The sequence below is a fragment of the Agrobacterium sp. 5Ca50 genome, assembly GCF_055381905.1.
On sequence record NZ_AP026438.1, the window covers coordinates 2,424,563 to 2,451,094 of the forward strand.

Annotated in this window: 21 protein-coding genes; 8 read left to right on the forward strand and 13 right to left on the reverse strand. The window is 53.3% G+C overall.

The window, feature by feature from the left end:
- Positions 1-12 precede the first annotated feature (12 nt).
- The 9 genes from ACZ5FM_RS11805 to ACZ5FM_RS11845 all read right to left on the reverse strand — a co-directional run bounded on the left by ACZ5FM_RS11805 (position 13) and on the right by ACZ5FM_RS11845 (position 13,567).
- Positions 13-1,017, reverse strand: a complete 1,005-nt coding sequence (locus ACZ5FM_RS11805; protein ID WP_409515545.1) for a L,D-transpeptidase family protein — start codon at positions 1,015-1,017, stop codon at positions 13-15.
- 176 nt (positions 1,018-1,193) lie between these two features.
- On the reverse strand, positions 1,194-3,488 hold the full coding sequence (locus ACZ5FM_RS11810; RefSeq protein ID WP_464038761.1) for a heavy metal translocating P-type ATPase: 2,295 nt from the start codon (positions 3,486-3,488) through the stop codon (positions 1,194-1,196).
- 170 nt (positions 3,489-3,658) lie between these two features.
- Positions 3,659-4,972, reverse strand: a complete 1,314-nt coding sequence (locus ACZ5FM_RS11815) for an HlyD family type I secretion periplasmic adaptor subunit (protein WP_464038762.1) — start codon at positions 4,970-4,972, stop codon at positions 3,659-3,661.
- Positions 4,959-6,806, reverse strand: coding sequence for a type I secretion system permease/ATPase (locus tag ACZ5FM_RS11820; protein WP_464038763.1), 1,848 nt, complete (start codon positions 6,804-6,806; stop codon positions 4,959-4,961). The genes ACZ5FM_RS11815 and ACZ5FM_RS11820 overlap by 14 nt, the downstream gene beginning before the upstream one ends.
- A 14-nt stretch (positions 6,807-6,820) precedes the next feature.
- On the reverse strand, positions 6,821-7,588 hold the full coding sequence (locus tag ACZ5FM_RS11825) for a hypothetical protein (RefSeq protein WP_464038764.1): 768 nt from the start codon (positions 7,586-7,588) through the stop codon (positions 6,821-6,823).
- 128 nt (positions 7,589-7,716) lie between these two features.
- On the reverse strand, positions 7,717-10,488 hold the full coding sequence (locus ACZ5FM_RS11830) for a TonB-dependent receptor (RefSeq protein ID WP_464038765.1): 2,772 nt from the start codon (positions 10,486-10,488) through the stop codon (positions 7,717-7,719).
- Positions 10,489-10,636: 148 nt separating this feature from the next.
- Positions 10,637-11,644 carry a FecR family protein gene (locus ACZ5FM_RS11835; RefSeq protein ID WP_464038766.1) on the reverse strand — a complete coding sequence of 336 codons (1,008 nt, stop codon included), beginning with the start codon at positions 11,642-11,644 and terminating at the stop codon, positions 10,637-10,639.
- Between the two features lie 112 nt (positions 11,645-11,756).
- Positions 11,757-12,257 carry an RNA polymerase sigma factor gene (locus ACZ5FM_RS11840; protein ID WP_259143474.1) on the reverse strand — a complete coding sequence of 167 codons (501 nt, stop codon included), beginning with the start codon at positions 12,255-12,257 and terminating at the stop codon, positions 11,757-11,759.
- 191 nt (positions 12,258-12,448) lie between these two features.
- Entirely contained in the window at positions 12,449-13,567 is a 1,119-nt protein-coding gene (locus tag ACZ5FM_RS11845) for a mandelate racemase/muconate lactonizing enzyme family protein (RefSeq protein WP_464038767.1), read from the reverse strand.
- A gap of 256 nt (positions 13,568-13,823) precedes the next feature.
- Here ACZ5FM_RS11845 and ACZ5FM_RS11850 point away from each other — a divergent pair, with 256 nt between their 5' ends.
- The 8 genes from ACZ5FM_RS11850 (at position 13,824) to ACZ5FM_RS11885 (ending at position 21,242) form a co-directional block, all read left to right on the forward strand.
- Positions 13,824-14,504, forward strand: coding sequence for a GntR family transcriptional regulator (locus ACZ5FM_RS11850; protein ID WP_312945571.1), 681 nt, complete (start codon positions 13,824-13,826; stop codon positions 14,502-14,504).
- Between the two features lie 206 nt (positions 14,505-14,710).
- Positions 14,711-16,195, forward strand: a complete 1,485-nt coding sequence (locus ACZ5FM_RS11855; protein ID WP_464038768.1) for a pectate lyase family protein — start codon at positions 14,711-14,713, stop codon at positions 16,193-16,195.
- 192 nt (positions 16,196-16,387) lie between these two features.
- Positions 16,388-17,596 (forward strand): TIGR03862 family flavoprotein, encoded by a 1,209-nt coding sequence (locus tag ACZ5FM_RS11860; protein WP_464038770.1) that lies wholly within the window; start codon positions 16,388-16,390, stop codon positions 17,594-17,596.
- Positions 17,597-17,787: 191 nt separating this feature from the next.
- Positions 17,788-17,925 (forward strand): DUF1127 domain-containing protein, encoded by a 138-nt coding sequence (locus tag ACZ5FM_RS11865; RefSeq protein ID WP_192488279.1) that lies wholly within the window; start codon positions 17,788-17,790, stop codon positions 17,923-17,925.
- A gap of 266 nt (positions 17,926-18,191) precedes the next feature.
- The gene (locus tag ACZ5FM_RS11870; RefSeq protein ID WP_259143463.1) at positions 18,192-18,398 is read left to right on the forward strand and encodes a hypothetical protein; all 207 of its coding nucleotides are present in this window, start codon (positions 18,192-18,194) and stop codon (positions 18,396-18,398) included.
- 351 nt (positions 18,399-18,749) lie between these two features.
- Positions 18,750-18,944, forward strand: coding sequence for a hypothetical protein (locus ACZ5FM_RS11875; protein WP_464038771.1), 195 nt, complete (start codon positions 18,750-18,752; stop codon positions 18,942-18,944).
- Positions 18,945-18,978: 34 nt separating this feature from the next.
- The gene (locus tag ACZ5FM_RS11880) at positions 18,979-20,184 is read left to right on the forward strand and encodes a DNA cytosine methyltransferase (protein ID WP_464038772.1); all 1,206 of its coding nucleotides are present in this window, start codon (positions 18,979-18,981) and stop codon (positions 20,182-20,184) included.
- Positions 20,184-21,242 (forward strand): DNA cytosine methyltransferase, encoded by a 1,059-nt coding sequence (locus ACZ5FM_RS11885; RefSeq protein ID WP_464038773.1) that lies wholly within the window; start codon positions 20,184-20,186, stop codon positions 21,240-21,242. The genes ACZ5FM_RS11880 and ACZ5FM_RS11885 overlap by 1 nt, the downstream gene beginning before the upstream one ends.
- Here the strand turns inward: ACZ5FM_RS11885 and ACZ5FM_RS11890 are convergent.
- The 4 genes from ACZ5FM_RS11890 to ACZ5FM_RS11905 all read right to left on the reverse strand — a co-directional run bounded on the left by ACZ5FM_RS11890 (position 21,168) and on the right by ACZ5FM_RS11905 (position 25,838).
- Entirely contained in the window at positions 21,168-22,454 is a 1,287-nt protein-coding gene (locus tag ACZ5FM_RS11890) for a 5-methylcytosine restriction system specificity protein McrC (protein ID WP_464038774.1), read from the reverse strand. The two genes, ACZ5FM_RS11885 and ACZ5FM_RS11890, sit on opposite strands and share 75 nt — an antisense overlap.
- Positions 22,454-24,160, reverse strand: a complete 1,707-nt coding sequence (locus tag ACZ5FM_RS11895; RefSeq protein WP_464038775.1) for an AAA family ATPase — start codon at positions 24,158-24,160, stop codon at positions 22,454-22,456. Before ACZ5FM_RS11895 ends, ACZ5FM_RS11890 begins: the two co-directional genes overlap by 1 nt.
- A 232-nt stretch (positions 24,161-24,392) precedes the next feature.
- Positions 24,393-24,530 (reverse strand): hypothetical protein, encoded by a 138-nt coding sequence (locus ACZ5FM_RS11900; protein ID WP_464038776.1) that lies wholly within the window; start codon positions 24,528-24,530, stop codon positions 24,393-24,395.
- Between the two features lie 123 nt (positions 24,531-24,653).
- Positions 24,654-25,838, reverse strand: a complete 1,185-nt coding sequence (locus tag ACZ5FM_RS11905) for a hypothetical protein (RefSeq protein ID WP_464038777.1) — start codon at positions 25,836-25,838, stop codon at positions 24,654-24,656.
- Positions 25,839-26,532: the final 694 nt, after the last annotated feature.

The following is a 26,532-nucleotide window of genomic DNA, read 5'->3' on the forward strand; positions in this document are numbered from 1 at the left end:
GACGTCCTCAGTTTATTTTCTTATGCCCGCAAAGGGATCAGCCAGCGCCGCTTCGGGACGGCTGACGGGGTATTTGGTTTTAGATACGCTGGCCGCCATCTTCTTCGCGCCATTCTTCTCGAGAATTGCGCGGAAGCTCGGATGCATGCCTCCGTCGGAATATGCCATCACCGGAACCGACGTCGCCTGCGCGATGGCCAGATCCACTTTCTGCTTTTCCAAATCCAGTTTTGCCATGAGTGCCGAATCCGGCTGGTTTACGGCAGGAGGACAAACGGCCAAGGGATCAGAAGGTTCCCCACCGGAAAATTCTGTATTGAACACATAACGGCGACCGCAGACCGACACCTTCGGCTGGCGTTTTGTCAGCTCGAAGGAATCATATCCTTCCTTCAAGGTGCGCCAGAACGGCATGTTCTCGTCGTCCTTGTGCAGGGCCATATTTTTCGCCGTCATCCGGAAAGGATAGGCCTGCACCTGGAAGCGGCTCTGACCACTTTCCAGCGCCTTCTGAACGACAGCGTAAATTTCACCAACCTGCTGGTCCGTCATGGCGTAACATCCCGACGATGAGCACGCACCATGCACCATCAATGCCTCTCCGGTGTAACCGAGGGCAGATTCAAGACGGTTGGGATAACCAAGGTTGAACGATACGTAATATTGCGAGTTCGGGTTCAGCATCCCGGCCGAGACATGATAAAAACCTTCAGGCGCTTGACGGTCGCCAGATTTCATCTTCGGCCCAAGTTTGCCGGACCAGCGGCACATCGGGTAGGTTTTAAACAGCGCATAAGCACCAGACTTATCAACCTTCCAGACTTCCAGTTCGCTTTCCTGCTTGAAAATGCGAACAAGAACAGGGCTTTCCTGTTTCATGCCCTTGCTGGCCATCTCGGCCTTCACCTTACTGGACAGCTTTGGTGCCTCGGCCGTTGCGCTGAGGTCCATAGACGTACAGCTGGCCAGAGAAATACCCACCAGCGCAGCCGCCGCCAGCTTGTAAACAGATGGCAACAGAGAGCGCTTAAGCGAAAGACAGTGGTTTTGTTCTGGTAAAAACATTCCGCAATAATAGTCCGTATTCGAGTGCCGCTTTTATCACAGCTTCCGATGGACACATTACCCATTCGTTAAACATACGGACACAATGTGTTGATCACCGGAAGCAGTCTGTCAGACCCGCCAGGGCATTACTTGGGGATTTTTAGCAACCGCAGCGCATTGAGCGTAACCAGCACCGTTGCCCCCGTATCCGCCAAAATTGCAGGCCAAAGGCCAGTAATTCCAGCAATTGTGGTGACCAGAAACACCGCCTTCAAGCCAAGAGACATGGTGATATTCTGGAAGATGTTGCGCATGGTACGCTGAGACAACGACACCATTTGGGCAACATCCCCAACTCGGCTGTGAAGAATTGCTGCATCTGCCGTTTCCAGCGCAACATCCGTTCCGCCACCCATGGCAATGCCGACATTGGCAGCCGCAAGAGCCGGTGCATCATTGATGCCGTCTCCAACTTTGCCAACGATGTAACCTTCTTTCTGCAGTTCACCGACAATACGCTGCTTGTCCTGCGGCAACAGTTCGGCACGCACATCAATGCCAAGCTGCGCGCCGATGGCAGTCGCGGTGCGTTTGTTATCGCCCGTCAGCATCACAACCTTGATGCCACTATCCGTCAAAGCCTTCAAACCAGCGACCGCATCGGCACGGGGTTCATCACGCATGGCAATGGCGCCGCACAACACGTCACCGGCAATCAACAGCGACACCGTCTTGCCCTGATCGTTCAGCGCGGCAATCGCATCCAGCCGTTCCTGCGAGATCGTAACACGCTCAGCCGCAGCATTGGGCGACCCAAGGAAGACGTCGGTCCCTTCGAACCTCGCAGCAACACCCTTGCCACCCAGTGCCTTTGCATCGTCAACAGGCGGAATTTCAACGCCGTCTTCTTCCGCCTTGGTCAGAATGGCAAGCGCCAGCGGATGGCTTGATCCGGTTTCGAGGGCAGCGGCGAGACGTAGCGTTTCGACCGCCGTTTTCTCAAAGGCCAGCACATCGGTGACCTTCGGCTTGCCTTCGGTCAGAGTGCCTGTCTTGTCCAATGCAACCGCCGTCAGCTTGCCAAGCCCTTCAAGCACTGCGCCACCCTTCATCAACAGGCCACGTCGCGCACCTGACGACAGCGAGGCGGCAATAGCGGCGGGTGTTGAAATAACCAGCGCACAGGGGCAACCGATCAGCAGAATGGCAAGACCCTTGTAGACCCACTCGCTCCAGTCCGCCCCGAGCAGCAGCGGCGGCAGAACGGCAACCAGCGCCGCAACGACCACGACACCGGGGGTGTAATATTTGGAAAAACGGTCGATGAAACGTTCGGTCGGCGCCTTGCTTTCCTGTGCCTCTTCCACCAGCCGGACCACACGGGCAATGGTATTATCCTGTGCAGCCGCCGTCACTCGCACCCGCAAAGCTGCGTCACCATTGACCGTGCCTGCAAAGACTGCGTCACCGACAGACTTGCGAACGGGAACACTTTCCCCTGTTACCGGTGCTTCATCAATGGCGCTTTCACCCGAAACAACAGTGCCATCTGCCGAAATGCGGTCACCGGGACGAACCAGAATAACCGAACCTACAGCCAGGCTTTCGGCCGGCACTTCGCGGGTTTTGCCGTTTTCTTCCAACAAGGCGGTTTTGGGCACCAAAGCAGAAAGCGACTTGATGCTGGCACGCGCCTTTCCAGCCGCCACACCTTCCAGCAGTTCGCCAACCAGAAACAGGAAAACAACCGCAGCCGCCTCTTCCGTAGCGTTGATGATCAGCGCGCAGACTGCGGCAATGGTCATCAGCATTTCAATGGAAAATGGCGTTCCCGCCAAGGCCGCCATGATGGCGCGGCGCGCAATGGGAAACAGGCCAACCAGCATCGCTGCCGTAAAGGCGTAAAGCTGGATTGCCGGGAACAGGTGGCCGATGCCGTAAGCCAGCACAAGTGCCAGTCCGGCCATGATCGTCAAACGGCCCTTGCGGCTGCGCCACCATGGCCCGTCACTGACCCCGTGGTCATGACCATGCAACCCTTCAATCCCATCATCGGCCGCTGCACTCGCCGCACGGTCATGCTCGTGGTTATGTTTGTGATCAGTCCCGTGATCGTGGTTGCCATGACCGTGCTCGCCATGATCATGGCCCTTATTATCATGATTGTGAGAGCATGAGGGACCGTGCACATGCGGATCGGGCGCCGGCTTTACATCACGGCCTGCTAGACGTGTTGCCGGATAACCAAGGCCTGAGACCTTTTTTCCGATCGCAATCAGATCGCTCACATCATCATGCATCACCGTCATCGTGCCAGCGGTCACAGAAACGGAAACATCCTCCACGCCCGGCATACGGCGAACTGCCGTATCGATCTTGGATGCGCAGGACGCGCAGTCCATGCCGTCAATCTTGAAACGTGTGTTGTGCGACGTGCCCATAATGAACCCTCATTTTCCAGTCGCTCCTTTTTTAAGACCTATAGCAACTAGAGGTACAAGAGGGTTTTTCATGTAAATTCCCGAAAAATGACAACCATTTGAAACAAAAACATAAAAGCAGAAAACGACCTGAAATGGTCTGCAGGCCGTCTGTATATCATCAATACGTCTCACTCCTCACGGAATGCGCGGTTTACCTGATCGGACAAAGGTTTCATCAAATAGGAAAGTGCCGTGCGTTCGCTGGTCTTGATGAAGGCTTCTGCTGGCATGCCGGGCACCAGGGTGGCGTTTTCGAGTTTACTGCGCTCCCCTGAGGATACCGCGATACGGGCCACATAATAGGAAAATCCGGTCCGCTGGTCTGTGGTGAGGTCAGCTGCGATACGGCTGATATGCCCTTCAAGCTCCGGTGTTACACGCTGGTTGAAGGCAGACATCCTCAAAACGGCTTTTTGCCCCAGCTGCAGTTGATCGATGTCCTTCGGCGCAATTTGCACCTCCAGCGCAAGATCATCCCCTTCCGGTACAACAAGCATGATCGGATCTGCAGGCGTGACCACACCGCCCACCGTATGAACCGCCATTTGGTGCACGACCCCGGATTGTGGCGCAACGATATCGATACGCTTCAACTCATCTTCAGCGGCAACCTTGCGTTCGACATATTCCCCCATCTGGGCCTGAATTTCGCGCAACTCACGCCCAACTTCGGTGCGTAGTTCCTGATCGATCTGCAAAATCTGCAACTTGGTTTCGGTGATACGGCCTGCCGTCTGTGCCTGATAGGCAATCTTTTCACCACGCTCGCCACCAAATGTGGCGGCCTGCGTCTGCAAACTATTCAGGCGCTGGACGGACACGATGCCCTGCTCACGCAGTGATGTCTGCGAAACGATTTCCGCTTCCAGCACCTGAAGGCCCTTCTCGTAGGCCATCTCCTGCGCCTTCAACCCCTCGATTTCATGTTCGAACTGGGTGATGCGTTCGGCCAACTGCGCTTTTCGGCCTTCGCGGAAGGATTTGCGGAATTCAAAGAGCTTGGTTTCGCTGCGCATGGCGGCAGCAACATCGGCATCGTTCTGCCGCGATTGAAGCGCAACCGGAAAAACCAGCTCTGGCAAACCATCTCGCTCCGCTTCCAGCCGCACAAACCGCGCCATCAGCTCATCCAGCCGCTTGGTCACAATGGCAAGATTAGCCTTTGTCTGGGTCGCATCCAGCCGCATGACGATATCACCGGCCTTGACCTCATCTCCTTCGCTGACCAGAATTTCACCCACCACACCGCCGGTTGGATGCTGGACTTTCTTCACATAGGAATCCACCACCAGATGGCCTGATGCAACAATGGCGCCTGCCAGATTTGTAGTTGCTGCCCAGCCACCGACACCGCCCAGCAGAGCCACACTGACCACCAGAGCCATGACCAGATGTTTACGAATGGAACCTGAAACGTAAGTGCGCTGGTCAATGTTTGACATCAGGGTCTTCCTTCCGGTCATCCGGTTCACTTGCATTTTCAAGCCGTGCGGCCTGTGCATTGGCAACCACCCGCAGTGGTGTTACCGAATGGGCAGAAGCGGTGTAGCCACCGGCCGGCTGTTGTGGTGTAGGCGGTGTACGCAGCACTTTCGACAGAACCTCGTCACGCGGTCCAAAAGCCTTCATTCGCCCATCTTCCATCATCAGCACAAAATCGACGATACCGATGGCACTGGGGCGGTGAGCAATAACAACAACAATGCCTTTGCGATCCCGCACCGACGCCATGGCACGCACCACAGCAGCCTCACCTTCGGCATCGAGATTGGCATTCGGTTCATCCAGAACGACGAGGAAAGGCTCGCCGTAAAGCGCACGCGCCAGACCGATCCGCTGACGCTGACCGGCGGACAGCGACGAACCGGCCTCCCCAATATTGCTGTCGTAACCCTTTTCAAACCGCAGGATCAGTTCATGCGCACCAGCGGCCTTGGCCGCCGCAATAATGGCATCCGGATCGGCATTGTCCTCGAAGCGGGAGATGTTTTCGGCGATCGTGCCGTCAAAAAGCTCAACGCCCTGCGGCAGATAACCGATGTGACGACCGAGCGCCTCACGATCCCACTGATCAAAGCTGGCACCATCGATCCGCACCTTACCGCCGGCCGGAGTCCAGGCACCGGTCAGAATACGGGAGAGTGTGGATTTTCCGGAACCAGACGGCCCAATAATGCCGAGCGCCTGACCCGCAGCGACAGCAAAACCAACCCCGGCTACCGTTGGTCGTTTTTCGCCGGGCGGTACAATGGTGACATTCTCGACGCGCAAATCCTTGACCGGACGCGGCAAAGCCATTGATGTATCGGTCGATGGCACCTGGGTGAAAAGTGTGTGCAGACGCGCCCAGCTTTGCCGTGCTGCCACGAATGATTTCCAGTTGGAAATGGCGAGATCAACAGGTGCCAAAGCGCGGCCCATCATGATCGAGCTGGCGATCATGATACCACCAGAGGCTTCCTGCTCAATCACCAGCCAGGCACCGACCGCCAGAATGGCAGACTGCAACACCATGCGCAGCGATTTGGCGATATTGCCAAGGCTGCCGGCCACATCACCAGCCTTGCGATTGGCAGCAAGATAACCCTCGTTAGACACCTGCCAGCGCCTGCCAAGCCGCCCGGCCAGCCCCATGGCCTGTACAACTTCGGCATTACGGCGCGAAGCCTCCAGCAGTCGATTGCGCGCCATGTTTTCGGTGATGGTGTCGCGAATGGGTTTTTGCGAATAGATATTGGTGAGGACGGTCAATGCCACCAGCACGATAGCGCCGCTCAACGCCGTCACGCCGATCCAGAAATGGAAAAGAAAACATATGCCGAGATAAAGCGGCATCCACGGCAGATCAAAAAACGCTGTCGGTCCGGTGCCGGACACGAAAGTCCTGACATTGTCGAGATCACGTAGCGGCTGCAAACCATCACCAGAGGTCCGGGCGACAAGCGGCAGACGCACCACGGCATCGTGCACCTGACCGGAATATTGCATGTCGAAATGTTCACCGACGCGGATCAGCACGCGCGACCGGATGATATCAAGCATGCACTGGAAGGCATAAAGCCCGACGGCAATCAGGGCCAGCCCGACAAGGGTTGGCACGCTACCGCTGGCCAGCACCCGGTCATAGACCTGAAGCATGAAGATCGGTGAGGTCAAAGCCAGAATGTTGACCACGCCGCTGACGAGCGCAACACCGCTGAAGGCGCGCTTGAGGGGCGAAACGACCGCCGCAGCCAGAGACTGCGGCGGTGTTCGCTGCTGGTTTTGAAAGCCCACAGCGTTGTCTTCCCTTAGGCGGCCAGAGCCGTTGCACTTGCGAAGACGAAGTCAGATGCGTCCAGAACGCTGGAGTTCACGCCGACGAGCTGGATGGAGTCGGAGCCGTAGGCAACGTAAGCATCTCCAGCGTCATCGAAGATCGTCAGATCGCCGAAGTTGACAGCGCCCCAAGCAGAGATGTCGAGCTTGTCAACGCCGTCCTGGTAACCGGATGTACCAGCAGGGCCATCATTGGTGACAACATCGTTGCCGCCGGAGAACACAAAGGTGTCCGCGCCGCTGAAGCCGACGAGAATGTCGTCACTTGCGGTGTCTTCAATTACCGTGCCGGTGGCACCCAGGTAGGAGTAGAGGTAGCTCAGCGTGTTACCACGGGTGATGCCGTAGATTGCGTAGTCAAACGCATCAAGGCCCGTGCCGTTGTAGTTAAAGGACGGATCGAGATCGATCGAGAGCGCGACATTCGACAGAGTGATGCCAGAAGAGGATTCACCGTAGCCGGTGCCGAAATCCAGCGAGCTGACAGTACCGGTCAGGTTACCGAAGGAGTACTCGAAAGCACCACCGACGAGCACACCATTACCGCCGCTTGTGTTGCCGTTGCCCCACTGCGTGTAATCCCAGGACGGATTTGCACCGATAACTGCAGGATCTGTCTGCAGGCCTGGGCCGCTACCGTAGAATGCACCGTAAGTGGAGCTGTAAGTCGTGTTGCTCCAATTCTCCAGATAGGATTTGAAATCCGAAGATGCAGACGTTAGTGAAATAGTGGTAGCCATGATAAATTTCCTTTGCTTGGTTGCTAAGGTTTAGCCTGATCCAACAATCAGGACGGTTACTCCCTTGGCCGGGTTGCCGCCCGGTCAGGGGAACTTGCATTCGAGCCTGCCACCGGCTCGAAAATTCGTCACAATCTCACATTCAGACTGGCGAAGAAGGTCCGCCCTGGAGAGGGGTAACGGCTTCCGGCAGGAACGTGGTTGATATCGGTTACGTTATCGATGCTCAGTCGCAACGTGGTGCGATCGTTGAACTGGTAGGAACCGTAGAGATCGAGTTTTGTGTATTTGTTGGATGTGTAACCGCCATCCGGATTAAAGGTTTTCACCTGCGATAATGTCGGCGTCGAATGGGTTACGCGACCACCAATTGCCAGCTTGTTATCGAGGAAACGCACACCGGCATCAAGAGTAGCCTTGAGTTTTGGCGGCACACCCACGCTCGAATACATCTGAACATTGTCTGAGGAGACGGTTTGACCGTACCAGGTGCTTGGCACCTTTTGCGCCCATTCTGCGTCCAACCAGGTCGCAGAGCCACCGACCCAAGAGCGACCGGTGTCATAGTTGCCCTCAAGCTCGACTCCGCGCATCCGGGTGGCATCAGTTGTATTGACATAACTCTGGAGTTGTCGAGATCCTGCATATGGATAGAAATAACCAATCACAATAAGATCATCGATTTTGCGATTGAAAGCGGACACCTTCAGACGGAGCGTGTCATCCTCTGTAAAGACACCGTCAAAGTTGATGTTGGCACCAATTTCCCAGGTTTCTGCTGTTTCAGGCCGGAGACTTTCGTTCGGTGCATAAACAGACAGCGGAGATACGTCTTTCGGCAAGTCTCCAGCAAAGAACGCCTCCGTTACAGTCGGTGGCCGGTAGCTCTTCGAATAGCTAACATATGGTCGCAACCACTCAACCGGCGTAAACTCGACAGTGAAGGACGGCAACAATGCGCCGCCGGAACGATCGATATTCACGGTGTTTTCGGGATAACCGGCCGGCGTGCTTAAGGCAGCAATGGTTGTGCCAGCTCTGTAAAACTGGCCGTTATAGATTTCACCCTGACGGGTCGACCAGATATTTCTCAGAACGGCGTTAGCGCTGGCAAATCGTGCCGGATCATATGTCGCGACGTAATCATACTCAGTTGTGACGGCGGATGCGATGTAATTTACACGATCTCTGTAGTCGTAGTATTTCGGCGAACCCTTGAGCCGATACCAGTCATATCGTAAGCCTGCCGATAGTTTGACCCAATCGGTTGGCTCAATGTCTCCGTTGACAAAGAGACTTGCCATATCGCGACGACCGGCCGGACTGAACGAAGTAAAGTTCGATGCCAATTCCGGCCACACATCAATTGATGTACTGGACGCACTGGAATTTCCGTGATCACGGAATGCTTCGACGCCATAATTCAGTGTCGCCGGACCGACAGCAGTTTCAAAACGGCTGGTATTGTCGATATTGATACCAAAGCTCATGAAATCAGCGCTGATCAGTGTGTCAGGATAACCTGCAGCACCGCCCCGGGTGTGGCGAAGCGTCTCTTCCATCGTGTCGTTCAGCCAAAATGTTGAACGGAAATCGATCAGGTCATTATCGACGGGGTTCCAGTCAAGATTGGCGGTTACAGTATTAACTGTGGCCTCTTCATCGCTGAGCCCACCCATGAACCATGCAAAATCCTTCTTCTGATGGGTCCATGCTACGCCGGTCGTCACGTCTCCGAAATCACCTTCCAGTTTCAACAGCGACGACATATTGTCTCGTTGCATGAAGGTAACTTCACCGTCTTCATCCCCATCCCACTCAATATCCCCGTGGCTGCCAATCTTGTAATTGCCAAGCTTCTGGCGCGCGAAGCCGCCAGTGATCGAGAATGGGGAATCTCCCATACGCTTCGACGCCAGTATGGAACCGTTGAAATGCTGATTGTTGGTGCCAACAGTCGTATCGATCTCGACACCCCAGTCTTTTCCATCCGAGATGATATCGTCTGCGCCAACCGTGCGGAATGTCACCGCGCCCGCCAGTGAACCTGCAAGGCCCGATTTGGCGCCCGTTAACCGTTCAACCTCAACGGCACGAATGAAGGACGTTTCAACATAGCCCTTACCAGAACTGCCAATGTAGCTGTCGCCACCTGCTGAAATCGTACGATTAGCGTTCTGGCGCGCACCATCAACGGAAAGCACCACTCGACCCATGTCCTGCACACCGCGAACATTGGGCGACACTGCTGGAGAGTTGGCAACGGAGTTGTTGACGTAGGTCCCCGCGACATTGTCGAAGAGATCGCGCACATCACGTGCACCCAGGTCAGACTGAATGGCCTCGCGGCTGACAACACTGACACTGGCCGGTGTTTCGTACACCCAGTCGGGTGTTCCCTGATACCCGGCGCCTGATGCAGCGTTTCTGCCCGATTTACCGGTGATCGTAATGGTTTCAAGCATCGTGGAACCATCCGCTGACGGCACATCGGCAGCGGCCTGATCTGCACCGATAACCACCGACCGGCCATTGCCCGCAAACCTGAATGTAATACCCGTGCCACCGAGCAGTTGCGTCAAAGCTTCCTGAACGGTCAGGCTGCCGGTAACCGCGTTGGTACGCACGCTTCCGGAGGCCGGAGAGGCAAGCGTCACCTGCAGGCCGGACTGGCGACCAAATGCGCCAACCGCAGCCGACAGCAATTGCGCTGGGATATTGAAAGCACGACGTTCAGCCTGAGCTGCATTCGTTGCCGGTGTTGCCCCACCGGATGACTGCGCATGCGCCGCTGATACCCCGTAAAAAATTGCCATGGCCGTGCTGGCCATAAGAAGTGCGCGCTTGCCCGTCTGCCCCACGCCAGACTGCTTTGCACTTTGTTTATTGGAAGAACTCATTACCCTGCCCGTCTTCTTTGCCTACAGTGGCAAATGTTGAATTTCACATTCAACAAAAAGACGATTGCTCTCGGAATTTTTTTCAACCAAAACGAATTTTGTCTGTAACCAACTGGAAAGTAATGGAAATTTTTACGCCAAGTGAGACTTAAAAGCGCGACACGATCCGGACTGATCCCGATATCGAGCGGATTTTTCCGCCATAGGGCGTGACCAAAGCCTCAAGCGCCTGATCCGGCTCGTTGAGATTGTAAAAACCGGTCACCTTGCTATTGGCTAGCGACCTATCCGGCACGCTGATCCAGGCGGAGTGATAACGGCCAATCTTTTCGACGACTTCGGCGATTGTCTCGTCCACGACATAGAGTTCGCCACGACGCCAGGCACCAATCTCATCGACAGAAACCGCCTGTTTGCTCATGCGTTTTGTTGCACCGTCAACAGTCACCCGTTCACCCGGCACCAATACTTGTGTTGCGGATGGATCGTCACGGAGACTGGCCTTCACCGAGCCACGCGCGAGGGCAACGCTGGTCGCCTTGTCAGACATGCCAACATCAAAAGCGGTTCCCAGAACCTCCACTTTGACATCGCGTACATCGACCACGAACGGTCGCGCCTCATCCTTGATCACATCAAAGAATACCTCACCGGCAAGCACGGCGACATCACGCTGGCCTTGATGATAATTGACCGCAAGCGCACTTTTGGGTGCAAGCAGAGCCGTACTGCCATCCGCCAATGTCACGGTGAGACTTTCACCATTGCTGGTGCGATAATCAGCTTCCAGACGAACGGCCATGTCCGGAATGGACATGACGACAAGACAGAGCACCGCAAGCGTTGCCCCACCCAGCGCGAACCGGGAAAAGGTTCGTCTCGGCATAGAGAACCGCCGCATTGCACGACGTTGTGGTGTGGCCTGACCCGCATTCTCCCACTGGGAGCGCATAGCCGGTTCAACCGCCCCGAAAACACTCCAGCCACGACAGGTCTTTTCCCATGCCTGACGGTGGTCCGGACTTAGTTCCAGCCAGTTGCTGAATTCCTTCAGCAGATCTACATCATCCGAATTTTCCTCAAGACGTAAGAACCAGTCAGCGGCTTCGTCAAAAACATCCAATTCGCCTGCGTCTGGTTTCGCGGGATCGTTCATCGACGTGCTGCCTGTGTTCTCTCATGAGTAAAAATAACGGTTTTATGCTCTCCTTCTAAAGAGACGATTGAACGCAATATTTTTTTCATGGAAACGTCTTTTTTTTGGACGTTCATTTCATTTTCCTGACAAACTCCGCAAGCCCGGTCTTGACCAGACGGTGTGCGGTGGCAACCGAGACACCCAAATGCACCGCAATATCCTCCATGCGATAGCCGCCAAAACGGTGCATTTCCAACGCGAGGCGCGTGTCCGCCGGCATCTCGTTGAGGATTTCGCTGACCTGACGAACTTGATCGCAAAACAAAGCATGGTCTTCGGGTGATCCATGGTCCTGCGGCAGGCCCCAGAACGGCGTGTCATCCGGTCTTTCCCGAAGGTCGTAGCGACGACGTTTGCGGACGTCGAGTGCAAGGTTGCGAACAACACGGAAGAGATAGGCCTTGAGGGCACTCGGCGCTTCGGCCTGCTGCGGTACAAATTTGATAAAGGCTTCCTGCACAACATCCTCTGCCTCCTCTCGGGAGCCAAGAATGGGTGTGGCATATTTAATAAGATCAAGGCGATGCGCGACATAAACGGCATAACGCTTGTCGTCTTCCCGAATGCCCATTTTATACCAAACAGCTAATCAATATCGGATGACCCCGAACCATTCCAAGCTCGTATATCAGCCGGAACAACTCCGATCCAGAATTACATGAATGAAAAACTCATGAAATTCTACTTTCCATTGATTACCTTTATGTGATGTGTCCGATCGGCTGAGATCGGGCACATCAAAATTGAGATCGAGGGCCGGTCTTAGCTCAGGCTTTTGCCATAGCGGGCAAAACTTTCCGCCAGAATGGTGGTGCTGGCACCCGGACGTTCAGGACGCGCGTAGACACCATCCTTGACAGCAATCGGCTCTTCGAAATGGTCCTTGATCCATGGAATATACTCCAGAATGGTCGAGGCCGGATGCCAATAGCTGAGGTGCACATGCACTTGGCTCATTTCGCCGGCATGCGGCACGACCGGCAAACGATGCGCCAGCGCAAGGTCGGCCACCTGAATATATTCGGTAATGCCACCAAGGCGTGTCACATCAGGCTGCACATATTGAACGGCACCGGCCTCAATAAAGAAACGGAAGGCATCAACCGTATAAAGCTGCTCACCCAGTGCGACAGGGATAGTGGTGTTGCGCGCCAGCGTCGCATGGCTGCCGACATCATCGTACCAGAGTGGTTCTTCAAACCAGAAGATATCCAGTCCCTGCGCTGAGGCGCAAAACCGCTGGCAGGTGGGCAAATCCCATTTGCCATTACCATCAATGGCGATGCGAATGGAACTACCCAGGCGTTTACGCACTGCAGTCAGGCGCTCAATATCGACATTGGGGTCATCATGCCCAACCTTGAGCTTGATGCGTGTGAAACCATCCTCTTCCACAGCCTTTGCCGATCCGGCAAGCAATTGGTCCTTGCTAAAGGAAAGCCAACCAATATCAGTGTTGTAAGCCTCGACACCTTTGGTGCGGGCACCACCGAGATAACTCCACAGCGGTACGCCTGCCTTCTTGGCCTTCAAATCCCACAGAGCGACATCAACAGCCGCAAGCGCCAGATGGGTGATGCCGGCGCGGCCGACCCATTGCAGTGCCGGATTGCGCGCCAGTTTCGTCCAAAGGCGCGAGTGATCCGACGCATCTTCACCGATCAGCAGCGGTGCGTAACAATTTTGAATGCATGAAGTGATCAACCGGTCTGATGCAAGATGTGAGTGCGTACCGGTAAAACCATAGCCTTCCAGACCATCATCGGTGACGATCTTGGTACCAACCACACCCCAATGGGTGATGTTGTGCGTTGAATCTGAAATGGAATCCGAAGTCAGTGGCAGGTGGAGAATAAAGGGGTGAACTGAGGCAATTTTCATCTGTTTTGCTCCTGGTCGATCCGTGAACGCTGGAAAACGTGGGGGATCGTGAACTGGAATGTCATGAGTGGGGGCAGCTGTGCTGCCGCCGCAAGAGTGCAGGCAAACTGGGGCTGCAGGAAAAATCTGGCTAAAACGAAGGCCTCCTCTCCTTCTTTGATCAACATCTAACGCAGAACCATACGTTAGAAAATAAAAAATTTTTTATTTTTTGTTTTTAATTGCACTCGTGATGGATCTGACAGAAAATAACGCCATGACGATGATTAAGACCACGCTGGCCGAACAGGCCTATCAGGAGTTGCGCAACCGCATCATTCAGGGGCGATTGCCGGAAGGTTTCCGCCTTTTGCCCAACGAACTTGCTGTCGATCTCGGCATCAGCCCCACCCCCATCAAGGAGGCATGTCTTCGTCTGGAAGCAGACGGCCTTGTCACCACCTCAAGCCGGCGGGGAATGGTTGTCCGCAGTTTCGGTGAAACCGATGTCGAAGCGCTTTATGCCGCGCGTATCCTCATCGAAAAGGGCGCGGTGGAGGCAGCATTTGACGCAGGTCGTTTCGATCTGACCTTACAGAAGAAACTCGCAGAAACACTTGCGCAGCATAAATACTTCGCAACCCACCATTCCCTCGACGACCTGTCGAAAGCCCTGCAGCACGACCGGGCCTTTCACAGCTTGTTGGTGGATGCCGCGCAGATGCCGATCATCTCAGAAACCCATGCCCGCATTGTTGCGCAAACCCACACGGTGTTCGTTTCACTGCCGGGAGATTACAGCCGTTCGGTCGCCGAACATCAGTCCATCCTCGATGCTATCAAAGCTGGGGACAGGGATAAGATCGTGCAGGCGCTCAAGACACATCTGGAAATGAGCAGACGCAATACGCTGCATCAGGTTGCTATTCTAAAAGCCCGTAAATCAACTTCGGCATAAGTCGCTCTACACAATACCCTTTACATCGCTGTTTAGCATCGGCTGCTGGAGAGCAGCTCTTTAATGCATAGAGCTGGAAAACAGATTCAGCCAATATTATATGCAACCAAAAATTATATATTCAATTATTGATTGTACTAAATTCGCAGTAATGTCTACCATTCTAGCGGGGGGAGTTGATTCTACGTTTCGAGGAGGAGACAGTGATGACAACCACATTCCGCAAAGCCGCGTTTCTCGTGGCAGGGACAGTCCTGTCCTGCATGATCGTGCCAATTCTCGCCGCACAGGCACACGAAGAAATTGCCCGGCAGGCAATTGGCGCGAATGATGGCTGGGCTGCAGGCACGGATGGTGGCTCGAAGGCCGACCCGTCCAACATCTACACCGTGTCAAACCGCAACGAATTGCTGGACGCACTCCAGGCAGGCGGAAAACCTGATTTGCCCAAGATCATCAAGGTAGAAGGCACTATCAATCTGTCGGTCGACGATGACAATAAGGAGTTGACCCAGAAAGACTACGCCGATCCCGCCTATGACTTTGAGGCCTATAAAAAGGCTTACGCGCCCGCAGTCTGGAACGTGAGATTGACGGACAAAAAACGCCCGGAACGTGACTTGACTGGCCCACAGGAAGAAGCACGGCAACGGTCTGCCGACAATCAGAAAAAGCGCATCGTTATTCAGATCACCTCCAACACCACGATCATCGGCCTTGGAAATGATGCCAAAATCATCAAGGGTAATCTGTTTATCGGCAACGGCACCGAAAACGTCATTATCCGCAACATCACATTTGAAGATGCCTTCGATTATTTCCCGGCCTGGGATCCGGGTGATTCCTGGTCGCTGAACAAGAATTACCCCGGTTGCGACGAGATTTATGTCGATGCTGATACCGGCCCGCAAAAATGCCCCGGCGGCCGCTGGAACTCCGAATATGACAGCATCTCAATCAATGGCGGCAAAAGGGTCTGGCTGGATCACAACACCTTCACCGATGGTGAGCGGCCGGACAAGCTGTTCCCGCCAGTATTCCCCTTCCCACACAATCAGGTCGAGCAAAAAGTGCAGCACCACGATGGCCAAGTGGACATTACCAACGGCGCCGACCTCGTAACTCTGAGCTATAATCACTTTCAAAATCACGACAAGACATCACTGATCGGCGGTAGCGACAGCCTGACCTCAGACGAGGGCAAACTGAACGTTACGTTTAGGGGCAACTGGTTTGAAAACGCAGGACAGCGCATGCCGCGCGTGCGCTTTGGCAAGGTGCATAGCTACAACAACTACTTCTCCGGCGATGCATCCGGTGCGCCTGACGCAAATTTGAGCGTCCTTGAAAATCATGAACGCGGCATCAGCCAGTCAAAGGACATCCCTATTTTCCGCAGCGCTTTTGGTATCGGCAAAGGCTCCGCCATTTATTCGGAAAACAACTTCTTTGAGATCAGGAACGGCAACATTGGCAATGCGGGCAACATTCAAGGCGGAACGAGGTTCTTTGACTCCGGCTCGCTGGTGAATGGTGAGGCCGCAGACTTTGCGACAGTACTGAATGCTGATCCGAAAAAGCCGATTTCACCAGATGTGGGCTGGAAACCAACTCTCTATGGCAAGCTTCCGATTCCCGCGAAAAACGTACCTGATTATGTCAGGGCGAATGCCGGGGTTGGCAAACTTTAACTGCAAATCCCTGCCTTACGTACCAGAACGCTCTTATGGCGGTTTGCACCGCCATAAGTTCCCTGTCAGAACGTCGAATCGACGCCCCGCTATCAATTTCCAAAAATAAGTGCTGCGGCCGTGCAAAACCCGGCCGACTTGCGATAACAACGCTCTAACTTCAGCATTGGTAAAAGCAGGATGGCATTCCGAATGGCAAAAAAGCATGTGGCAATCATTGGCGGCGGACCATCCGGCCTGATGGCCGCTGATATTTTGTCTGCCGGGGGTCATGATGTCAGCATCTATGAAGCCATGCCCACCGTGGCACGCAAGCTGTTGATGGCCGGAAAGTCCGGTTTGAATATCACCCATTCCGAGCTCTACCTCGCGTTCATTGAGCGTTTCGGCGCAGCCAAACAACACCTGCAACCGGCACTTGATGACTTTGGACCATCCGATGTGCGTGACTGGATGGCAGAACTCGGCCAGCAAACCTTTGTGGGAACCTCCGGCCGGGTGTTTCCCGAGGTCATGAAAGCCTCGCCTCTGTTGCGCGCATGGCTGCATCGCCTCGAACAACAGGGCGTCAAACTTCATACCCGCCACCGCTGGACTGGTTTTAACGGCGACCTGCTGACCTTTGAGACCCCAACTGGAACAATCGACGTCCGCTTAGACGCCACATTGCTTTCACTTGGCGGCGCAAGTTGGCCCCGGCTTGGATCCGACGCCGCCTGGGTGCCGACCTTGAGAGACAAAGGGATTGGCATTGCCGACTTCAAACCAGCCAATTGTGGTTTTGATCTTCCGTGGAGCGATGTCTTCCGCAGCCGTTTTGCCGGTGCCGCAATCAAATCCGTGGTGACAAGTTCAGCGGCTGGCAGCTTTCAGGGTGAATTTGTCATCAGCAAACATGGCGTCGAAGGCAGCCTGATCTACGCCCACTCCGCCGTGTTGCGTGACGCGCTGCTGGACACAGGCAAGGCAACCCTGTTTCTCGATCTTGCGCCGGGCAAGACGGAAGAAAAGCTGGCCAGCGACCTCGCCAAAGCCAACTCGAAAGACAGCCTTACCAACAGACTGCGCAAAAAGACTGGTCTTAGCGACGTCAAGATTGCCCTGTTGCGTGAACTCACACCTGAGATCAGCCAGCTGGACCCTGCCGCTGTCGCAGCAAAGATCAAAGGGCTTGCACTTCCGGTAGCCACGACCAGACCAATTGCCGAGGCAATATCGGTCGCTGGCGGCATTGAATGGTCGCAACTGGATGAAAATTACATGCTGCGCCCGTTGCAGGGCATTTTTGCAGCTGGTGAAATGCTGGACTGGGAAGCGCCAACAGGCGGCTATCTGCTGACCGCATGCCTTGCGACAGGCAAAGCGGCAGCCAAAGGCATGCTAGAATTCCTCAAGACGTAAGCCAAAGCCACCTCCAGGTTTCAGGCCACACAGTTTCAGCGGCAATTTCGATCAAAATACAGGCAGTCTTGCAACCCAGCATCGTAAAGCGGCATGGGATGCAAAAAACGCATGCCTGCCAATTATACTTATGCATTATTTTTAGGCGAGAAATGTCCTATATTTAGTCATACCAAACAAAGGAGATGGACATGAAATTCGGCGAAATCGTAAGAAGTTACACAGCAAAGCGTCGCGCAGTTCGCGAACTGAACCAGATGGACGAACGTTCGTTGAACGATATCGGCCTGCGTCGTGAGCAGATCAGCCATGCTGTTTGGGGTCGTTGATCCCTTGGCAGGGTGCGCCAAAACGCACATTGAAACCATTGCACATTAATGGTGGCGGACGCCCAAAAGCCGGCACCATTTGGCTCCCATAAATGAGCCTTTTGACAGGTAACGCACAGTTTAGAGCGGCCTGCCCCAACCTGCCAAAAAACACATCACAGAACCCAGCAGGGCAAACATATATGCGCGGAATGGCAAACCGTGCCTAAGGTCACGCGCATCGCAGTTTGTGGAAATTAACCCACACGCACTGGTTTGCATTTGCGATGATTGGCAACAGCACAGTTTTGTTCTATGCAAATGCCATGTCAGAAAACGTTTTAAAATTCGAGCGTCGCCCTCAACCAAAACCACCGCGGCAAACCCCGCCGTGGCAAAAACGTTTGCTCGTCATTTTGGCTGTTGTGGCCTTTTTCGCCGCCGCCTTTTTCTATTATTATCTGACAGGCGAGCAGAGCGGCACGCTGGGCTGAAGTCCTGTTCGGACATCTGCATTCTACATGGCGGGCAACGGCGATCGTCACGTCTGCACGTGAAAACATAAAATCATTATTTTTGAAGATTATGGCGCACCCGACAGGATTCGAACCTGTGACCTTTGGAATCGGAATTGGAAGACTATGGTATTAAGCACTTGTTTTTACTTATTTCTCACCGATACTGTGTTAAGACTGCGCTAGTAATTTATTGGCGCGCCACGCTTCACGAGCCCATTCTAATATCGTCATGATCTGTCTGGCCGTGTGCGCAAAAGTGCGCACTCTTGCGAATACTGCAGCGAAAGTGCAATGTTGCCCATACGCCCGAATCACGGAGTGGTCTGTATGAGGCAACAACAAAAAATATCCGTCCTGCTCTCGGTCGAAGAGGACGCGCGGTTTTGTGCCTACTGCATCGAAAAAGGCTTCAAGAAAAGCACCTTGGTCGCCCGTCTCATTCGAGATCACTTGGATGAGCAAGGCTTTGGGTCTCGTAATTTAAATGACCAAAAATGGCTTGATGATAACCTGAAGGTCTAGCTCGCTCATTCTTTTTCTCAGCTCCAGGTGCTCAATGAATAGCTCATTTGAAAAATTTCAGAAGATGGAAGTGCAGGTCATCGATCTCTTCAGCGGATGCGGAGGGATGTCATACGGCTTTCAAAAAGCGAAAACCAATTCTATCTGCTACGACGTCCTCGGCGGTCTTGATATCGACAAGCACGCCAATAATACGTACCGCCGCATGATGAGGAAGCCCGCGCTCGACATGGATGTTCGATCCTTAGTCGAACGCCCAAAGCTTGATGCTGCTTTAAAGGAGTGGGGTTATAGTTCACGAAAGCCGCTGATCCTTATAGGATGTGCGCCCTGCCAAGGCTTTAGTTCGCATCGCAAGAAGGATCCGCGGTCAGATGACCGAAACGAACTGATTTCTGCCTTCGCGGAGATTGTTGCAATGCTGCAACCAGAGCTGGTGCTGATGGAGAATGTGCCAGAGCTTCTTCAGCAAAAGCATTGGCACTATTATGAGGCTTTCAAGAACCGGGTTGAACAGGAGGACTATATCGTCCGATCTAGAATACTGAATCTTGCGTCTTACGATGTCCCGCAAGAGAGGTATCGCGCGCTGGTTATGGCCTCGCGAGATAGTCTAAAGGTTGAAATGCCGTTGCCTACACGCGAGCCTAGCGCGTTTCGTACCGTGCGCGATGCGATATCTCATTTGCCGTCGCTTGCTCCCGGCGAAACCTGCTTCAATGATCCGATGCATGTGACCTCAAAGCACCGACCTGAAACCGTAAACCTATTGAGCCTAATCCCTAAGGATGGCGGAAGTCGTAGTGCTCTCCCAGCGGGAGTTGGTCCTGATTGCCACACAAGAGTTGACGGTTTTCGCGATGTTTATGGACGCCTATGGTGGGATAGACCGGCCGTCGCAATTACTGCCCGATGCAGGACGCCGTCATGCGGCAGATTCACGCACCCTGAACAGAACCGCGGTCTCTCGGTGCGAGAGGCAGCACTGTTGCAAGGCTTTCCGACGGAATACCAATTTGAAGGCCCATTTGACGACAAATATAAGCAGATTGGTAACGCCGTAGCTCCGATGTTCGCGGAAAATTTGGCCATCCACATCGACAGTTCATGGTTTGGTAACGCCCATAAGACCGATTTCTCCGATGATGTCCAAGCCCCAATAATGAAATCAATTTCATCCGGGCTGGCTGGAAGAAAACGACAGATCAGACTTGCCGAGAAACAAGTGGTGGCAGCCTAATGGCATACAGCCTCGTTGATTTATTCTGCGGCGCTGGAGGGATGTCTCTGGGATTTAAGCAAGCCGGTTGCGAGCCTGTGTTCGCAGCTGATTGGGATCAACACGCCTGCAATACCTATCGGCATAACCTCGGCAATCACGTACACAAGCTCGACCTAGCGTCAATCAGTGCGCCAAATCTGGATGCAGTGATACGACCACTTGCAGCCGAAATAGATATAGTAGCTGGCGGTCCGCCTTGTCAGGGATTCTCGGTACAGAGACGAGGCAATGCCTCCGATTCACGAAATGACCTCGTGCTGAGATTTGGGGAGTTTGCCACTCACCTTCGGCCGAAGGTAATCGTCATGGAAAATGTTCCGACCGTTTTAGGTTCACGTGGTAAAGAGCACATTAAAGAACTCTTTTCCCTGTTTGAAGCCAGCGGATACTCAACATCATCAACCATTCTTGATGCTTCGCTATTCGGCGTTCCGCAAAGTCGCCGCAGGGCGTTTATTATAGCGGTCAGAAGTGACGTTGGGGCTGCGTTTAGATTCCCCGCTCCGAATCATTTGGTAGTAAAGACTGTTAGAGATGCGATTGGTGATCTTCCGCCGCCGCCGGAGGACAATAGCGAGCATCCACTTTTTGCTAATCATCAGCGAGCAGCAATCTCGCCTAAAAATTTGGAACGGCTCAGTTACGTGCCCGAAGGCGGCGGTCGGTTAGACATTCCGTCGCACCTGCAACTGCCTTGTCATCGCAATTCAAATGGACATCGGCATTTGGACGTTTTTGGTCGACTTAGGTGGGATCGTCCCTCGGGAACAATCACGGCGATGTTTGATAACTTCACTAGAGGGCGCTTTGGCCACCCTGACCAAAACCGGAATATAACAAATAGAGAGGGCGCACGGTTGCAATCATTCCCCGACGAATTCGTGTTTTTTGGTCCTAAGAAGGATGTAGCTCGTCAAATTGGAAATGCAGTTTGCCCTGCGCTAGCGCAAACTGTTGCTCATTCGATTATTCAAATCCTCGCTGAGCAACGGAACTTCGCTAAGAAGGTTGCTTAGTGCTTGTGAGCCATCTCTTTCGAGCGACGCGGCTGTAAGCGCAATGCAGATGATTGGTGCGCCGTCTTGCGTCGTTCCCACCAAATGGGCTCTGTCTATGGTTTCTGAGTAGTATACAAGCGCCCCGAACAAAGCCTGCGTGCGACGTATATAAGCTGTGATTTGGTATATGTCTGCCGCTGGAGGGGAATCCTTCAGCAACAATTTGTATTTTGCGTCGACGACAGCTTTAACTTTGGACCCTAGTCGCAGCACAACGTCCGGATCCAGCACAGGGCCGCCGTCACCAAACAATTTGGTGCCTGTACCCGATAATCCATGAAGTTCGACCTCAATAGGTGAGAAGGCAGCTGACCAATTATCGAGCAGGTGGAAAACGCATCCTTCCCAAACAGTCTCAAGATTTTGGAAATGTGCAGTGCCAGCTGCTTTGAGAGAGACGGTGCCGCCAGACGCCGACATCTGTGACAATACTGCGATGCATTGCTTCAGAAGATCAAGATGGGAGGGATCCCATTCATTCTCGACAGCCTCGACAAGGAGATTAGTTGCTACTTCAATTGCCTCGTCAACATCCTCATAGATTGCGTGCTGATCTAAAGCGCCGAGCAAAACTTCGGTTTCACCTAGCTGTTGCAAGGTAATCAAAGGATGGCGCGTTATGTACTCGTGTGCCGTGAGGATGATGCGCGAATACTCGACGTGATGAATGCGCTCACTGTGCCTCACCGCGACTTGATGGTTGATGCCCTTGATTGCTAAGTTTGCGATTGTCTCGCCGAAATCGATGCAGCCATTGGGAAAGGATGTAATTTTGAGCCTACTAAGGTATCGCCATGGTAGACCATTTCGGATTGCTTCATTCAGCTTCCTTATAAAAGCAGGAACTAACCCATCGGGCCCTTCGGTTGAAGGTATTACTTCCTGGATGTACGCCGTGGCCGTTCTTCTGTTCCCAATATATGCGAGCTTTCGCATAACAGAGAGCATTTCGGGCGATTTGGGAGCTATATTAACTTCATAATTCGGCAGTGAAAGGCGCCCGACAAATGAACTAGGTGTGATAATTACTCCAGCACTTGTGTACGCAAGGCGGACGATACCAAGCTCTTCAAGCTCCCGAAGCGGCGTCTCGAGTTCGTTTGGGCTCCAATCCGCCAGCGGAATTACTGACGGACTTCCTCTCTCGCGAAGTGATATACGCAACATCATTACACGGCTGACTGGCTGTTTGTTTCATTCAGGAAGGGAAAATTCTCGCACGCTGGACGATAAGCCTCGCGCAAGAGCCCACGAGGATCAGACAGCATCGGAATGACTGTACCTCGCCAAATCTCCGTAAGTATTTTGTCATCTGTTGCACCTGCAAAAACCCCATGCCCGAAAGGAAGTAGGTTTTGGAAGCTGCTGTACCAGTCGCATAGCCTTTCCAGCACACCGGCATCAAGGCTTTCAGCCAGCATTGAGCGAAGACCTTCTACGGACGGCTTTACGTCTACCCGGTGTAACCTCCGGGATATCGCATCATCGAGCGACAATGCCGACTTATCCCTCGGATTCATCGTAGCAAGGATAACGAGATTAGGAGCAATCGTGATATCTTGCTGCGACAACGAGAGAGTAAAATTGCGCGATCGGTGCTCCACAAATGTTAGAAGTTCACCGATCACAGCATGAACATTTGCGCGCGTAAGCTCCTCAATAAGAAGAACGTGCTTGTCATGAGGATTATCTAACGCTCTTTGATTTATTACGCGGAAAATTTTATCACGCCTCTCGAATCCATTACCATCGCTCTTGGGCACGAATCCTTCCATAAAATCGGCGTAGGTCGTGTTTTCATGGAACTGAATTTCCTTAAGGCGCGCGTTGTCACCGTCTGTAAGTTGATCGGCAACCTTGCGCGCAAGCCGTGATTTTCCAGTTCCGGGGAGACCCGAGAGGACGATTATACGGCGATCCCCGACACTGTTTACGGCTTGAGTAACGTTATCGATCAGTCGTTGATCGCTGGTGCTGACAGGCGACCGCGAAGCAATTTCGACAGGTGCCATGAGATAACGCACGTAATCTTGTCGATTTGTGCGGGCGGCATCGTTCGGTTCAGGCTCGGGTTCACCAAGAAGAGCGTCAAATATGGTAGCTGCATTAGGTTCGAGCCGGCGAAACCCGTTCGCGTCCGACTCTGAAGGGATTAGCATGCCTCCGATGCCGGCTCGGTTAAACCAAGGCGTAATGTGCCGGGGGTCGTCGGTGAGCGGTACATCTCCGAGTTTTGCTAATCCCAGTTCATCTAAGGGATATCGGTCTCCGATGGTTGCTCTGAAAGCTCGGATCTTTCCTATCCCAGCATCTAGATCTGATGCATAGTGAATGTGCCCCAGTACCCTATTTATGTCCTGCCAGTGCAGCTTGTTATCTAGCTCCCTAAATGCCCGCCATATGGCACGTAGAGGAAGAAGATCTGCGTCATCTGGCACCGTGTTGCTACTCGATTTAGCTCCGGGCTTGGCTAGAAGAACTCGATTGGCAACTTGAGCACCAAGCAACGCTATGCGTCTGTTGGCGCCCTCAATAGCGACAGCAACATTTTCTACACCTTCGATCACCGCCCGGCCAAATCGCGTTTTGGCGATGATGTCATCGTGAACAGTTAAAAGACCCATTTCTTCAAACTCGGATTTCCAAGTTCGCAGGCGCTGATCACTGATGTCTTCTCTGGGTGCCTGGCCACCGGTGACACGAGAGGCAAACCGCTCGATAGCGGTGGCAAGGTGCCGTCTTACACCTGCGTTTTCACTGCCACGAAATATCTCACCCTCGGCGCTGAGCATAGCCCAAAGATAAGCGGGTGCGGTGACATTGGGAATGATGAGATCCACATCCGTGGAGCCATGATTAGAAATCGGCCAAGACATTCTGTTCACTCAATAATTAGGTTTTCATCAATAGTCGGCAATGGATGAAATTGCGTCCTGAAGAGTTATACCGAGTTTAGATTTATCTTTCGTTTCACATTCCCAGATTTTGTGTACACGCCATCCGGCGGTGCTAATTCCGACTGTATCCTGCCATTCCGCGCGATGTTGGCCGATAGCTTTTGTTCCAAAAAGCTTCGTACTTTGTCGGCCTTTTTGATTTTGCGCAGCCTCAATGTTGGTGCCAAAAGCAACCGTGAACAAAGAGGGCCAGTTTGATCTTAGGGAATATAAGGTCGGGTATACCGGGCAAAGCTTTCCGGTGAAGGCGAAACCGATACCCATGGAGTGGGCCATTTTCCGACTGCAAGCTCCGGTGATGTGTCGCGCCCCCGAAATGCGCGCATCACGCGAGTGCGTGTATGTTGGTCAAATCGGTCTATAGCACAGCCCCCGAGTGCCACAAAGGGAGCAGTGATAGTTAGGATCGCATTCAGTCTTTGAGCACCCTTAACATATCATCGCTCCAGCTGTTCGACTGAGACGTCGAAGTATCGAGGGCAGCTTGAGCTCGTTCTGCAGCTAGCTTGCCGGCTCCCCAAATGTTGTAAAGTAGCCAATCATCAGCAAGAAAGAACTCGCCGCCAAGTGGCTCTGCTTTTTCGTCCACCAGCCGCTTTTTCATCGCATCCTCGCCCGCGATGGCTATCACCGCGGTTGCGTAGGGGGCGGTCTCTGGCTGCGGATCAGGCTTGAACCTCTCCCAGTTGAAGGTGCCCTTGGGATAGGCGCTTTGGATTTGATCTCTGCGAGCAAGAGGGCTCTTTGAAAAGCCAACTTTAATAATGTGCTTGCCCTCCAGATCTTTCGCTGGTCGACCAAGATAAGCGGCAATGTCACCCGTTAGTCGAAGAATATACAGGTGTTTAGGCCCGTCAGTCTCACCCACCCAGTATGGTTGAGATGATGGCTTGACGGCACGGGTCGGAGTCAAGGCCGTTTCTAGCGTTTGAATCGTAGGGTCAATTAGGGCAGAATTTCCATAGACGGGAACCCCGTACACATCAAGTTCGAAGAGGTTGGCCGCCTCTACATCCTCAATTGGTACGCCGTTCGCACCAATAGCCTCCGGATTCGAGCCGCCGTAGGTGCGAGGAAAAAGCTCTTCCACATTTTTCCAGTCTTCAGGAACAATGCGCCAAGCTCGTGTGGCCTTAACTGCATATGGCCATTTCCCTTTGCTGTTTGGATCCAACTCCTTTTTTGCCCAATGTTCGCCAGAAATAAAGTCTTTAGCGTGGCCCGTTTCATGTGAGACCTCCAACACGCCAATGACTTTGCCGCGCATACTTTCTGGCCCCCTGTGCTTGGTTACGTAGATTGCTACCAGTCCGCCGGGTTGTGAGTTTTTTATGTAAGAGTTGCGTCGCCACTCGTTGGCAAAACCAATGCATCCCCATTCAACTGGGTCGAAGCCCCAGAACGATGTCAGCCAAACGCCTCGATTAACAGGAAGTACATCCCCAGGAGGAGCAAACTCGGGGATCGTATTCCAATCGAACGAGAAGACTTCTTGTTGCGCCGCGTCGATGTCGATATTGCCAAGCGCGCCGCGGATATAGTTCATGGCATCCTCTGCCGGATGGCGTCGGCCTTTTTTGACGAGAATGGTGGTCAAAGGAGGGAGCCCTCGGTCCGCCAGATAATGTAAGAGAACTTCGAGATGAGGCCCAAGGCCACGCCCTGTCGGATGCCCCCATCCGACGGCTTCGCCAACATGTTGGTACGTAGCGCGTCGCTTCATTAGAGCCCTTTGTGTAAGGAACCGCGCAATATCAAACTTCAACCCGTCCATCTTCATTCGCTTCCTACACCCAACTTCAGCCGCCTATTCGTCGTCTGGCCTCTGTTACCTTTAAGTCTATGTTTTGCGATTGGCTCTAGACCGATGCGCATAGTCTCGGACAAACTAGTCAAATTTCTGGGGAGTTTGCCACAAGCGCAGAAATTTCTATGAGAAATGCCTCGGTGATAATTACTCTATCTGCTACCCCGATTATTGCGCGAATTGTCTAAAGATTGGCCGGTGGAACTATAATCCACGGCGCTGGAGGGGAAAATCCAATCCCATTCCATTTCGGTTTATTGATTGATCTAATGATCGACCCGATGAGACCGATATTTGTTCGGCTGCTGCCCGATAATCGAGTAGAGACGAATTTCTGTCCCATTCACCGAAGAGGTGTTTCCTGACTGCCTAGATGGTCTGGTTTTGCTATTGCTCCGCACGCAAAAATAGTTGGCCGCACTAAAGTGGGTTTGCCGCTCCTTCAGTTTCTCTCGTCAGATCAAACCTCATAAAACACACATTT